This window comes from Pseudoalteromonas sp. 2CM39R, assembly GCF_023161845.1.
Map to the genome: position 1 here is coordinate 1 of NZ_JALNTM010000005.1, position 13,763 is coordinate 13,763.

Here is a 13,763-nt window from a genome sequence, read left to right on the forward strand (position 1 = left end):
CCCAGATAGCTCAGTCGGTAGAGCAGAGGATTGAAAATCCTCGTGTCGGTGGTTCGATTCCGCCTCTGGGCACCATTGATTCAAAGCCTCGCATTCGCGAGGCTTTTTTGTTTCTGTCCCCTCCAAATCACTACTTTACATCCCGTAGGCGTGAAATTTATTTCGCGCGATGAAGATAAGAGCTATCAGCTCGTAGGTTGGGTAGAGCGAAGCGAAACCCAACGTTTGAAGCCGTCAGCTATCAGATGAAAAAGTTAGCGAGTTAGAAAGAGTAAAGGTAGGAGTTTCGAGGGCCGAGATGCGAGTTGTAGGAGGCGTTTTAACGCCGAAAAAAGAGTTATTAGATATCAGTGGTTAGAAGTTAGATTAGATTGTGCCTACGCATAGTTAAATTGATATGCTTATCCGTAGGCGTGAAATTTATTTCGCGCGATGATCTATTTAAAACGTGTCATGTAAGCAGAACGACTACATATTTCATTTACTACGCGATATAAAATCGCTGCTACAATTTTAAAACTCGCAACTCGCAACTCGCAACTCGCAACTCGCAACTCGCAACTCGCAACTTACCTCCATTTTCCTACCGTTCATCGTCCCCAAATGTCAGGCTGTGTAATGTTATGTAAAGTCAGTTGAGCAAAACTTAACGTGGTGCTTGAATTACACTCATAAATAGATGTTTTTCAGGTTTTTAGAATGAATTGGCAATATAAGCCGAGTTTATTGGCTTTAAGTGTAATTTTGCTAAGTGCATGTGCGAGCCAGCCGACTCACAATGAACGAGTTGCTGAGCTTGAGAATGTACCAAGTACATGGCAGCAACTTCCTTCTGGCGACAAGGTGCTTGCTGTTGAAGACAACTGGTTGCAGCAATTACACGACCCTCAAGTTTTTACTTTAGTTGAGCAAGCATTAGCCCATAATCAAGCGATTTTACAAGCTGGCTATGATGTCGCGATTAAAGAACAGCAGCTTATTGCTGCTGGGGCTGATTTATGGCCAAGCCTTGATTTATCAACACGTGCGAGCCGTAGTAAAGATAACCGCCCTGTTAGTTATAATAACGCCAGCTCAGCATCATTAGAATTAAGCTACGAAGTTGATTTATGGGGCAAATTGTCGGCCTCAGAACGACAAGCAAATCTTGAATACCTAGCTGAAAAAGCCACATTTTCGCAAAGCAAACAACAATTAGTTGCTGATGTAGTAGCGGGTTGGTTTGATGTTATTACGAACCACAAGTTACTTGAGCTATATAAGCAGCGTGAGCAAAACGCTGAGAAAAATTTAGATATTATTGAGTCAGGTTATCGCCAAGGTTTAAATGAAGCACTTGATGTTTATCTTGCTCGTAATGAGCTAAATACCGAGCGCTCGAACATTGCGGCGCAGCAAGCAACGTTAACTAAATCGATTCGCGATTTAGAGCGCTTAACAGGCCAATACCCAACTGGCGCGTTAAGCGTTAGCGCAGATTTACCATTACTCGATAGTGCTATTCCACTTGGTTTACCTTCAGAGCTTATCACTCGCAAACCTGAGTTAATGGCAAGCTGGTATCAATTACTTAGCACCGATGCTGGGCTTGCTTATGCGCATAAACAGCGTTTTCCGAGCTTAAATCTTTCTACATCAATTAGTGATAGCACAGATAGAGTGAGCGACTTATTTTCGCCTTCAAGCTTAGCGTGGTCGCTGATTGGTAGTATTTCGATGCCAATTTTTGAAGGGGGTCGCTTAAAAGCCAATGAAGAACAAGCAAGGTTAAACGTTAAGCGCCAAGAACAGGCGTATCTTGCCACACTTTATGATGCCTTTAACGATGTTGAAACAGCCATCAGCCAAGAGCAAGCGCTTAAAGTACGTTATGAAAAAACCTTAGAAGCGCAAGAAAATGCTATTACCGCAGAGGCATTAGCGTTTGAACAATATCAAAGTGGCTTGGTTACATACACTACGGTACTCGATGCACAAGACCGTTCGTTCAATGCGCAAAGCTCGGTAATCGAAATTAAAAACCAGTTAATTATCAACAGAATCAACTTACATATTGCCCTTGGTGGTGATTTTAGTGAAGCAAACAGCGAAGTAGCAGAGCAATAATCATGAATAGCAAGACACGTAAAATTTTAATTCCATTGGTAGTGATCGTTGTGACGGTACTGCTTGTCATGTTTATTAAAGGCAACCCGCCTCAAGCAAACCGCTTTTCTTCGCCGCCAAAAGCAAAAGTAAATGTGGCTGTTAAAACTCTAACACCAGAAACTTATCAAGTAATGATTGATAGTTTTGGCACCGTAAAGCCACGTACGCAAAGTATGCTAGTTGCACAGGCTTCAGGGCAAATTATCGAAATTAGTGAGCAATTTCGTGAAGGTGGGTTTTTCGAAAAAGGCGATGTGTTGTTGCAACTAGATGATAGAGATCACCGCGCCGAAGTAAAATCAGCACAAGCGACGTTATTAACCGCTGAGCAAAGCTTACTTGAAGAGCAAGCTCGTGGTCGTCAAGCAATTACTGATTGGGAGCGCTTAGGCAAGGGTGAACAAGCAAGTAGTCTTGTTCTTCGTAAACCACAACTTGCAGCAGCCGAGGCAAGTGTATTGTCTGCTCAAGCGACGCTTGAAAAAGCAAAACTTGATTTAGAGCGTACAAAAATCACTGCACCATACGCGGGGCGAGTTTTAAGCCGCAGCGTAGATTTAGGCCAAGTGGTGAGTAATAACATGGAACTTGCCACCATTTATGCGATTGACCGTGTTGAAATTCGCTTACCAATCAAAAATAAAGATTTGCCGTTCATTAACTTACCAGAGCAATTTCGTGATGGCGCTAAAAATAGCGCCGGTTCACTCGTTAAATTTAGCTCAGATCTCGTTGGCAAACAGTATTGGCAAGGTCAAGTTATACGTACCGAAGGGGCCATAGATGAAAGTGCGCAGCAGCTTTACGTGGTTGCACAAATTAATGACCCTTACAAAGCCACTTCTGCGAATCAATACCCAATTAAAATTGGTCAGTACATCAAAGCGCAAATTACCGGTAAGGCGATAGAGAATGCCATTGTTATCCCAAACAGCGCAATTTACCAAGGCACGTACGTTTATGTTGAAGAGCAAGGTGTATTGCGTCGTAAAAATATCTCACTTGCTTGGCAAAACGCTAACCAAGCCGTTGTCGCTGATGGTTTGACTGCAGGCGATAACTTGGTGATTACACCGCTTGGCCAAGTGAGTTCTGGTACTCAAGTTACCGTTATGGGTAGCGAAGAGTATCAAGCGACCAGAGCAAAAGCTAAGCGCCCAAACAATCAAGAGCCGCCTAAAGAGCAAGGAGCGCAATAATGATTGCTTGGTTTACAAAGAATCATGTTGCAGCAAACTTATTGCTGATCAGCATTTTATTAGCAGGGTTATTTAGCGTTTCGACGCAAATACCACTTGAGGTGTTTCCTTCATTTGAAGCTGACAGAATTAGTGTCAGTGTATCATTGCGCGGCTCTACGCCAGAAGATGTAGAAAAAGGCGTATCGATTCGTATAGAAGAAGCAGTTCAAGATCTCGAAGGTGTAAAGCGTATTACTAGTCGCTCATCTGAAGGCTCTTCTTCGGTAAGTATTGAAGTTGAGACTGGGTATGATCCAAGAGAGCTGTTAGCTGATATTAAAAGTCGGGTTGATGCAATTAACACCTTTCCGGTCGATGCTGAAAAACCGATTGTTTCGCTTGCTGAGTGGAAGCGCGAAGTAATCGCCGTGACTGTTTCAAGTATCTATGGTGAAAAAGAAACGCTTGAATACGCCGAGACTGTACGCGATGAGCTTCTACGTTTGCCAAGTGTAACTCAAGTTGAGTTAAGCGGAGTGCGTGATTACGAAATTGCCATTGAAGTAAGTCAAGATACTTTACGCCAATACGATTTACGCTTATCGGACATTTCTTCAGCAATTAGCAATTCAAGTACAGATGTTTCAGCTGGTAACTTAAAAACCGAAGGGGGAGATGTACTCATTCGTTCAAAAGGTCAAGCTTATCGCAAAGACGAATTTGCTAACATAGTGGTAAAAAACCAAGCTGATGGCACTATTATTCGTTTAGGTGACATAGCCCGTATTAGCGATGATTTTGAAGAAACCCCAGTGCGTACTCGATTTAATGGTAAACAAGCGGCGTTTATTGATGTGTATCGTATTGGCCCGCAAAGTGCGATTGAAGTTGCTGATGCGGTAAAAAACTATATTACTGAGCATCAAAGCCAACTACCGGAAGGGTTTGAGTTAAGTTATTGGGATGATGACTCAGAAGTTGTAAAAAGCCGAATAGCAACGCTTACTAGTAACGCAATTCAGGGCGGGATTTTAGTCCTTGCGCTACTCACCTTATTCTTGCGTCCTGCCATAGCATTTTGGGTATTTATTGGGATCCCTGTGTCGTTCATGGGCGCGTTTTTAATGATGCCAATATTTGGTATCACACTTAATGTAATCAGCTTATTTGGTTTTATTTTGGTGCTAGGTATTGTTGTTGACGATGCCATTGTGACCGGTGAAAACGTCTACACCCACCTAAAAACTGCAGAGAGTGGTGAGCAAGCCGCTATTCGTGGAACGCAAGAGGTGGCAACTCCGGTAACATTTGGTGTTCTCACGACTGTTGCGGCATTTTTACCTCTCGCTTTTATTGAAGGTGCTCGAGGCGCTATATTTGCACAAATTCCAGTAGTAGTTATTCCTGTTTTACTATTCTCTTTGATTGAGTCTAAGTTTGTATTACCTGCACACTTAAAATATATAAAGTTACGCCATGAGAAGGGCGAACCATCGAAGTTAGAGCGCCTTCAACAGCGCTTTGCTGATGGCTTTGAACACGCAATTATGAAGTATTACCAGCCGTTACTAAATGTTGCGCTAAAGAATAAAATGGCTACGGTTAGCTTATTTGTTGGGATTTTTGTAATTATTGTTACCTTGATCACAAGTGGTTGGACTAAATTTACCTTTTTCCCGCGTATTCCAAGTGAAACTGTACGTGCATCCGTAACTTTCCCTGCCGGAACACCGTTTGAAGTGACCAATAAATACGTCATTAAAATGTCAGACAAGGCAAAAGAGTTACAAGATAAATACCGCGATGAAGAAGGTCAAAGTGTGATTTTAAATATTTTGGCAACCACAGGTGGCCGTGGTGGTTCGTCAAATACCGGTAGTGTTAGATTTGAGATCATGCCGGCAGAAAAGCGTGAATCAGATATAGGCTCACGAGAACTTGCCAGCGAATGGCGTGATCTTATCGGTATTATACCGGGAGCAGAGAGTGTCACTTTCCGTGCTGAGTTTGGCCGAACATCTAGCCCGATTGATGTACAGCTAAGCGGTAGCTCAATCGACACCCTCGAAGCAGTTGCTGAAAAAGTTAAAGTGCGTTTATCGACGTATCCAACTGTGTACGAAATAGCCGATAGCATGTCAGATGGTAAAGAAGAGTTGCAAATTGAGCTGACAGAGCAAGGTTTAGCGCTTGGATTAAACCGTGTTGATGTATCGCAGCAAGTGCGTAACTCGTTCTTTGGTGCGCAGGTACAGCGCATTCAACGCGGGCGCGACGATGTACGCGTAATGGTACGCTTACCGATTGAAGAGCGTCGCTCGGTTGCAGACTTAAAAGATATACTTATTAAAACACCTGCTGGTGGTACTGTGCCATTGTCGCATGTGGCTACTTTAGTGCCGGGGCAAAGCCCATCCTCAATTTACCGTATTGACCGCTATCGAACATTGAATGTCACAGCTGATGTTGAAAAATCAAATACCAATATGACGGTACTGCAAGCAGACTTAAAAACCTACTTAGATGAGCTAATGGTGCAATACCCAGGTGTTGATTACTCTCTCGAAGGTGAAGCCAAAGAGCAGCGAGAATCATTTGGTTCACTGGCTTGGGGCCTCGTGTTTGTATTCTTTATTATTTATGCGTTATTAGCGATACCGTTTAAATCATATTTACAGCCATTAATTGTGATGAGTGTTATTCCGTTTGGCATGATAGGTGCGGTAATGGGTCACTGGGTAATGGGCATGGAGTTAACCATTATGAGCCTGCTTGGCATGTTAGCCTTGATAGGTGTTGTAGTGAATGACTCTCTGGTACTGGTTGATTTTATCAATAAGAAGCGTGAAGAGGGCGGCGATTTACTTGAAACCGTTAAGCTTGCAGGGGCGGCACGTTTTCGCCCAGTAATGCTAACCAGTTTAACCACTTTTATTGGTTTAATGCCGCTGTTATTTGAAAAAGCAACGCAAGCACAATTCCTTATTCCAATGGCAGTAAGCCTTGGCTTTGGGATTATCTTCGCAACACTTATCACCTTACTATTAGTGCCAGTTAACTATCTATTGATGGAGCGCTTTCAAGGGTGGTTTAAGTAAGGCTAGAAGTTAACAGTTAGCGCTTGGTTGGGACTAGGCGCTAGGAGCTAGGACGCGGGGTAAACCCGCTGCTACAGGTAACGATGTGGCGGCGGGTTTATCCCGCGTTTTTTGTTTTAAAAGAATAAAGTTAGCGAGGGGAAAGGTGCGAGTTTCGAGGGACGAGATACGAGTTGTAGGAGGCGTTTTAACGTCGAAAAAAATGGAGATATTAGATATCAGTGGTTAGAAGTTAGATAAAACAAATAAGTTAGCGAGTTAGCAAGGGGAAAGAGTAAAGTTAGATTGTGCCCGCACATAGCTATGGCTAAACCCGGTGCCGTAGGCGTGAAATTTATTTCGCGCGATATTTCTTAAATAACGGGTAAGTCGTAGGTCGGGCTTTAGCCCGTAGGTTGGGTAGAGCGAAGCGAAACCCAACACATAGGAAATATTAGATATTAGTCGTCAGAAGTCAGATAAAAATAAGTTAGCGAGTTAGAAAGGGGAAAGAGTAAAGTTAGATTGTGCCCGCACATTGCTATGGCTAAACCCGGTGCCGTAGGCGTGAAGTTTATTTCGCGCGAACGCGAATAAGAGTAATAAGTTCTTGTATAAGAGAAAAACTAAGGGAAGTTATTGAAACTTGAAACTTGAAACTTGAAACTAGATAGAAATGGTGTTCCCCAAGTATGCGGTGCCCGGTGTCAGTCCTGAAACCTTGAGGTTTCAGGGCGGGGATCTGCGGTTTACCGTAGGCTTCTCGGTACATGCCGAGCTTGCACAATAGTAGACGAACAGAAACCCTAACATAAAATTTATCGGCTCAGGGACTTAACCAAGCTCCTGCACCCTAGGGAACACCTTCAGTATATAAGACAAGTTTCAATCCTTAAACCATAGAAGTAAAAAAAGCGGATCGTTCGGGTAGTTTTTCCCCACCTTTAACTGCTTATTTACTTTTCAGATTGCTTTTTGACCTCAATCATACAATTAATTGGAGTTGCGATTTATCGAGTGGTAGCATGGCGTTACTTAGCCGAACAAAGAAAAAGTTATGAGCACGTTACCTGATTACCAACAAGCCCAATTGTTATTAGAAAAGAATGAAATTTTTGTCGCACCAGCAGAAGCCCATGGTGTGATCAGTGGTTTATTAGCCTGTGGCATCAATATCGAAGCCGACGAATACTTAGGTTTATTAAGCGATGTATTCAATGATGGCTTAGCCTTCAATAAAGATTTAAAAGCATTTTTTGCTGATGTGTATTCTCAGGTTGTTGCCAGCTTTAGCGATGAAGAATTTCAGTTTGACCTATTCTTACCAAGTGACGACGAAACACTGATCGATTTAGCCAATGGCTTAGTATCTTGGGTATCGGGTTTTATGCTTGGTTTTGGTTTAAAACAAAAAGATTACGGCAAGTTATCTGCTGATGTGAAAGAAGTGATCAGCGATTTTAGTGAAATTACCCGCCTAGACACCATGTTTGAAGAGACCGAAGAAGACAGCCAAGCACTGCACGAAGTGATTGAGTATGTGCGTGTTTCTGCGCTGTTATGTTTTGCTGAGCTAGGTAAAGAACCAGCTGATAAAAACCCTAAGAAGACCCTTCACTAATCAAATTACAGAGGTTTAGCATGTCGTCTATTGCTATCGATAAAGCTGAATTTAAAGCCCGCCGCGAGCGCTTGCTTGCGATGATGGATAAAAATAGCGTGGCTATTATACCTGCGGCAGGAGAAGTAACACGTAGCCGTGATACTGAATATGCATTTCGCCAAGACAGTGACTTTTTCTACCTAACTGGGTTTAACGAACCAGATGCAGTTTTAGTGCTTTGCCCGTCGAGCGATACACCAAGTACGCTTATTTGCCGTAACAAAGACAAACTAGCTGAAATTTGGCATGGCCGAAGAATTGGTTTCGAAAAAGCTAAATCTGAGTACTTATTCGACGCAACTTGCCCACTTAGTGAACTAGATGAACAATTATTAGATTTGGTGAACGGCCAGCAGATTTTATTTTATGCACAAGGCACTTACGCAAATTTCGATGCAAAGGTTTGGGACTTATTAAACACACTTCGCGGCGCACCTAAAAAAGGCTATAAAGCCCCACATACCATTAAAGATATTCGTGGTTTAGTGCATGAAATGCGTTTGTTTAAATCTGACGCAGAATTAAACATTATGCGTACAGCTTGCGAAATTAGTGCGCAAGGCCATATTCGCGCTATGCAGTTTGCCAAACCTGGCGCAACTGAATACCAATTAGAAGCAGAGCTTCACCACCATTATGCAATGAATGGTGCCCGTCATCCTGCTTATGGCACGATAGTCGGCAGTGGTGACAACGCCAACATTTTGCACTACACACAAAATGACGCTGAGCTACAAGATGGAGATTTAGTGTTAATTGATTCTGGCTGTGAACTTGAAGGTTATGCGGCAGATATCACACGAACTTTCCCAATCAATGGCAAGTTTAGCGAACCACAAGCGGCGCTTTACAACATTGTATTAGCAGCTCAAGAAGCCGCTTTCAGCCAAGTAAAGCCGGGCGGTAGTTTATCGAAAGCGAATGAACTGGCCTCAACGGTACTAACGCAAGGGCTTATTGATTTAGGCATTTTAACCGGTGAGCTTGATGAGCTAATGGCAAACCAAGCGTGCAAAGCATTTTACATGCATGGCCTTGGTCACTGGCTAGGGTTAGATGTACACGATGTTGGCGAATATAAGCTTGATGAAAAAGAGCGCGTATTTGAGCCGGGCATGGTGCTCACCATCGAGCCGGGTTTATATATTAGCGAAGATGCAAAAGCACCAGAGCAATATAAAGGCATCGGTATTCGTATTGAAGATAACTTACTTGTCACTCAAGATGGCCATGAAAACCTGACTATTTCGGTTCCTAAAACCGTTAGTGACATTGAAGCAGTGATGCAAGCAAACAAAGGCTAGGAGCAAGCGTGGCAAAGCAGTTTGATGTTGTCATTATCGGCGGTGGAATGGCGGGTGCAAGTTGTGCACTAGGCCTAAAACAGAGCAATAAGCAGTTATCAATCGCTGTAATTGAAGCAAATGAAGTAAGCGCAGACTATCACCCTAGCTTTGATGATAGAAGCATTGCGCTGGCTCAACAGTCTGTTCAGTACTTAAAATCAATCAATGCGTTTGATTGCCAAGCGCCATTTGCGGCAGCGATTAAAAAAGTAACTGTGTCTGACCGTGGTCATTTTGGTAAAACACATATTGATTGCCAAGAATATGGCCATGATGCCCTTGGTTATGTGGTCGAAGTGAACCCATTTGGGCGCAGCCTTCATCAGCAACTTACGCGTACTGATGTTAGTTTGTTTTGCCCTGATACGGTTGCCAAGCTTGAATACCAAAGCGATTTTGCCAATATCACGCTAAGCTCGGGCGAGCAGTTAAGCGCGAAGCTTGTGGTGATTGCCGATGGTGCTCATTCGCAAAGCCGTAAACTAGCTAATATAGAGTTTAATACTCGCGCTTATCAGCAAGCGGCGATTATTGCTAACATCGAAGTGGCTGGTGGTCATCATCATCATGCCTTTGAGCGTTTTACTGAGCACGGCCCAATGGCACTGTTACCAATGAGTAATAACCGATACTCACTGGTGTGGTGTATGGAGCCTGAGCAAATTGAGCACACTATGGCACTTGAAGACGATGCCTTTTTAGCTGAGTTGCAAAAAGCATTTGGTTACTGCGGCGGTTCATTTAGTAAAGTGGGTATGCGTGCAAGTTATCCGCTTGTGTATGGTAAAGCAGAATCACTGAGCAGCCACCGTACGGTATTAATTGGTAATGCAGGGCATGCTATTCACCCAATCGCAGGGCAGGGCTTTAATTTAGGCCTGCGTGATGTGCAACTACTGTGTGATATGGCAAATAGAGACGACCTTGGTGATTACGCCTTTACCCGTTATTACAGCCAAACTCGCAGTAAAGATATTACTACCGTGATGACACTTACAGACAGCTTAGTGCGTTTGTTCTCTAACTCATCACGATTGCTCGCGCTTGGTCGCAGCATTGGCCTTTTCTCAATGGATTTATTCTCCTCGTTAAAAACCCCGCTGGCAAAACAGCTTATGGGTCAGGTTAAGCAAGGTAAACGGATATGAAACAAGCACAAGTTTGTATTGTCGGTGGTGGCTGTGTTGGCCTTACGCTAGCACTTGGTTTAGCAAAAGCAGATATTAGCGTTGTGGTGATTGATGCGAGTAAAAATCAAACCTTACCAGGTGATGATTACGCACTTCGCGTTAGCGCATTAAGCTTAGCTAGTCAGGGCTTATTTGAGTCTTTAAATGTATGGCCAGAGATCATTAAACAACGTGCTACAGCGTATACCTCGATGGATGTACGTGATCAAGACAGCTTTGGTAAGATTCATTTTGATCATAACGACCTCGACTTACCGCAGCTCGGCCATATCGTCGAAAACGACATTATTCGCTACGCTTTAATTAGCGAACTTGAAAAGCAAAGTAATGCTACTTTACTGTTTGAAACCCGCTATCAGCAAATTCATCAAACTGATTCTGATGTGTTTATTACTCTTGAAAGCGGCGAGCCTGTAATTGCTAAGTTATTAGTGGCGGCTGATGGGGCTAACTCAGCTATTCGTAAGCAGTTCAACATGCCAATTACTTTTAAAGATTATGACCACCACGCCATTGTTGCCACAGTTAAAACCGCTGATGAGCATAACAACACAGCACGCCAAGTTTTTTTGCCAACCGGGCCGCTGGCGTTTTTACCCTTGCCAGATAAACATACGCACTCAATTGTTTGGTCAACAAGCCCAGAGCATTGCGACACACTTTTAGCGCTTGATGATAACAACTTTAATAAAGCGGTTATGGCAGCCCTTGATGGCCAATGTGGTTTATGCGAAGTGCAAAGTGAGCGCATGGCGTTTCCACTTAAGATGCGTTATGCCCAGCAGTGGGTATCGGGCAAGGTTGTATTAATGGGCGATGCAGCGCACACCATTCATCCATTAGCTGGTTTAGGTATGAACCTTGGTCTAAAAGACGCCGCTTATTTAATTGAGCTATTAAGTAATGAGCAAGGCGAGTTTGCAAGTGCACGCACGCTGCGTGATTATGAACGTACTCGCAAGCTTGATGCGCAAAAGCACATTGCCATGATGCAAGGCTTAAAAGAGCTATTTGCGGGCGCTAATCCACTGAAAAAGCTTGTACGTGGTGTTGGTTTAAGCCTTGTAGACAACCTTGGCCCAATTAAACATTTGTTCGCAAAAGAAGCAATTGGTAAATAACACCTAACTAGTTGTTACTATTTAGTTTAAGCCGCAGCTAAGCAATTAGCTGCGGCTTTTTTGCACTTATATGAACGCAAAATGATAGCGCTGTCATTTTTGTTAGTGTATGATTAAATTTTTGTGATTGGTATGGAAATTAAACAGCTCTGTTGAGTTGTATACTAGATTCCAACCAAATAAAAATAATCAAACTAAGAGAACAATTATGGAAGCAACGGTTGAGTGTGACAACAACACAAAACAAAGCATCTGGCTGCCAATGGTATTGGCCGGCTCAATGTTTTTTATCTTAGGGTGTATAACGTGGCTTAATGGTGCAATTACACCATTTTTGCAGCAAATGCTTGAGCTTTCGCCGTTACAAGCTTCGTTTATCATCTCTTCTTTTTATATTGCAGTAACAGTTGCCGGCATCCCATCGGCTATGCTGATCAAGCGCGTTGGTTATAAGAATGGTATGGCGATTGGCTGTGCGATTATGGCTTTATCGGCGCTGATGTATATTCCGGCTGCAAAACTGCAAATGATCGAAATTTTCTTATTCGCACAGTTAATGATTGGTGTTGGACAAACCGTACTACAAACCGCCGTTAACCCATACGTGGTGAAAATGGGCTCTGAAAAATCAGCCGCTGTGCGCGTGTGTATCATGGGCTTATTAAACAAATTTGCGGGTGTTATCGTGCCTGTGATTTTTGCTGCTGTAGTAGTAAGCGGTGTTGTTGATGGCGCAGGTAAATTATCGCAAGAGCAAAAAGACATTATGGCAAATAGCCTTATCATGCCTTATGTATTGATTGCTGCGTTAATCATGATATTTGCCGCCTTTGCGAAATTTGCACCATTACCTGATTTAGTGTTTGATGAAGACGAAACATCAAACGGCAAAGGTGAAATTAAAGAAACCCTTGCACACCCTCACTTAGTTTTAGGTGTAGTGGGTATTGCTTTATACGTTGCTGTTGAAGTTATTGCGGCAGATACCATTGGCTCGTACGCTTTACAAATTGGCGTTGCTGATTACTCAGTTATGACCTCTTACACCATGGCGTGTATGTTGATTGGTTACGCGATTGGTATTTTGACTATTCCACGCTTTATGAGCCAACAAACAGCGTTATTAATGTCGGGTATTGCTGGTATTATCACCGTGATGTTAGTGGTACTTGGTAGTAATGACTCGTTCATTATTTCAAACCTATTATTAGTGCCATTTGGTGGCCCACAATTACCAGACCCATTGTTATGCATTGCGTTATTAGGCTTTGCTAATGCCATGGTTTGGCCTGCAATCTGGCCACTAGCTTTAGCTGGCTTAGGTCGCTTAACAGGCACCGCATCAGGGTTATTGATCATGGGTATTGCTGGTGGTGCACTAGGCCCATTATTAATCGGTTTAGGAAACGTAGCAGGCCTTGGCGCACAAGGCGCTTACATTGTTATGATCCCAAGTTATGTATTCATTTTATTCTACGCCCTAAAAGGCCATAAGATGAGAAGCTGGAAGTAATCCAGTAGATTATTTCAAGTTAGGCAAAGCCGCGGTACGCCCATCACCGCGGCTTTTTTGTGGGTAAAAGTTAGCGAGTTAGCAAGGGGAAAGGTACGAGTTTCGAGGGACGAGATACGAGGTGTAGGAGGCGTTTTAACGCCGAAAAAATTGAGATATTAGATATCAGTGGTTAGAAGTCAGATTGAAAAAGTTAGCGAGTTAGAAAGAGTAAAGGTACGAGTTTCGAGGGCCGAGATGCGAGTTGTAGGAGGCGTTTTAACGCCGAAAAAATTGAGATATTAGATATCAGTGGTTAGAAGTCAGATAAAAATAAGTTAGCGAGTTAGAAAGAGTAAAGGGGAAAGGTACGAGTTACGAGGGACGAGATACGAGGTGTAGGAGGCGTTTTAACGCCGAAAAAAGTCAAAGGGGGAGGTATTCCAACCCAAAAAAACACTATGCTGTTAGCACCTAGCACCTAGCACCTAGCACCTAGCACCTAGCACCTAGCACCTAGCACCTAGCACCTAGCACCTAGCACC

General features: G+C 43.1%; 8 protein-coding genes and 1 other RNA gene. 8 read left to right on the forward strand and 1 reads right to left on the reverse strand.

Going from position 1 to position 13,763, the window contains the following annotated elements; genetic code table 11:
- Positions 1 to 699: 699 nt before the first annotated feature.
- Genes MTF66_RS12630 through MTF66_RS12640 form a run of 3 tightly spaced genes read left to right on the forward strand, consistent with a single transcriptional unit; the run spans position 700 to position 6,427 of the window.
- Positions 700 to 2,106, forward strand: coding sequence for an efflux transporter outer membrane subunit (locus MTF66_RS12630; RefSeq protein WP_248527329.1), 1,407 nt, complete (start codon positions 700 to 702; stop codon positions 2,104 to 2,106).
- A gap of 2 nt (positions 2,107 to 2,108) precedes the next feature.
- Positions 2,109 to 3,347 (forward strand): efflux RND transporter periplasmic adaptor subunit, encoded by a 1,239-nt coding sequence (locus MTF66_RS12635; protein WP_248527330.1) that lies wholly within the window; start codon positions 2,109 to 2,111, stop codon positions 3,345 to 3,347.
- Complete coding sequence (locus MTF66_RS12640) at positions 3,347 to 6,427, forward strand: efflux RND transporter permease subunit (RefSeq protein WP_248527331.1); 3,081 nt, start codon at positions 3,347 to 3,349, stop codon at positions 6,425 to 6,427. The genes MTF66_RS12635 and MTF66_RS12640 overlap by 1 nt, the downstream gene beginning before the upstream one ends.
- A 658-nt stretch (positions 6,428 to 7,085) precedes the next feature.
- Here MTF66_RS12640 and ssrS read toward each other — a convergent pair.
- A non-coding RNA gene (ssrS, locus tag MTF66_RS12645) (6S RNA) lies at positions 7,086 to 7,269 on the reverse strand.
- A 194-nt stretch (positions 7,270 to 7,463) separates the two neighbouring features.
- On the opposite strand from ssrS, the gene MTF66_RS12650 reads away from it, so the two are divergent.
- The 5 genes from MTF66_RS12650 (at position 7,464) to nagP (ending at position 13,239) form a co-directional block, all read left to right on the forward strand.
- A complete protein-coding gene (locus tag MTF66_RS12650) occupies positions 7,464 to 8,027 on the forward strand; it encodes a UPF0149 family protein (RefSeq protein WP_054551315.1) in 564 nt (187 codons plus the stop codon).
- A 20-nt stretch (positions 8,028 to 8,047) separates the two neighbouring features.
- Complete coding sequence (gene pepP, locus MTF66_RS12655; RefSeq protein ID WP_248527332.1) at positions 8,048 to 9,373, forward strand: Xaa-Pro aminopeptidase; 1,326 nt, start codon at positions 8,048 to 8,050, stop codon at positions 9,371 to 9,373.
- An 8-nt stretch (positions 9,374 to 9,381) separates the two neighbouring features.
- Positions 9,382 to 10,563, forward strand: a complete 1,182-nt coding sequence (ubiH, locus tag MTF66_RS12660) for a 2-octaprenyl-6-methoxyphenyl hydroxylase (RefSeq protein WP_248527333.1) — start codon at positions 9,382 to 9,384, stop codon at positions 10,561 to 10,563.
- Complete coding sequence (locus MTF66_RS12665) at positions 10,560 to 11,726, forward strand: FAD-dependent monooxygenase (RefSeq protein WP_058585639.1); 1,167 nt, start codon at positions 10,560 to 10,562, stop codon at positions 11,724 to 11,726. Before ubiH ends, MTF66_RS12665 begins: the two co-directional genes overlap by 4 nt.
- A 208-nt stretch (positions 11,727 to 11,934) precedes the next feature.
- On the forward strand, positions 11,935 to 13,239 hold the full coding sequence (gene nagP, locus MTF66_RS12670) for an N-acetylglucosamine MFS transporter NagP (RefSeq protein ID WP_248527334.1): 1,305 nt from the start codon (positions 11,935 to 11,937) through the stop codon (positions 13,237 to 13,239).
- Positions 13,240 to 13,763 lie beyond the last annotated feature (524 nt).

Bases quoted from the DNA above. Each gene is read 5' to 3' on its own strand.
- MTF66_RS12635 (WP_248527330.1), top strand. From the start codon at position 2,109: ATGAATAGCAAGACACGTAAAATTTTAATTCCATTGGTAGTGATCGTT.
- MTF66_RS12640 (WP_248527331.1), top strand. From the start codon at position 3,347: ATGATTGCTTGGTTTACAAAGAATCATGTTGCAGCAAACTTATTGCTG.
- MTF66_RS12630 (WP_248527329.1), top strand. From the start codon at position 700: ATGAATTGGCAATATAAGCCGAGTTTATTGGCTTTAAGTGTAATTTTG.
- pepP (WP_248527332.1), top strand. From the start codon at position 8,048: ATGTCGTCTATTGCTATCGATAAAGCTGAATTTAAAGCCCGCCGCGAG.
- MTF66_RS12665 (WP_058585639.1), top strand. From the start codon at position 10,560: ATGAAACAAGCACAAGTTTGTATTGTCGGTGGTGGCTGTGTTGGCCTT.
- nagP (WP_248527334.1), top strand. From the start codon at position 11,935: ATGGAAGCAACGGTTGAGTGTGACAACAACACAAAACAAAGCATCTGG.
- MTF66_RS12650 (WP_054551315.1), top strand. From the start codon at position 7,464: ATGAGCACGTTACCTGATTACCAACAAGCCCAATTGTTATTAGAAAAG.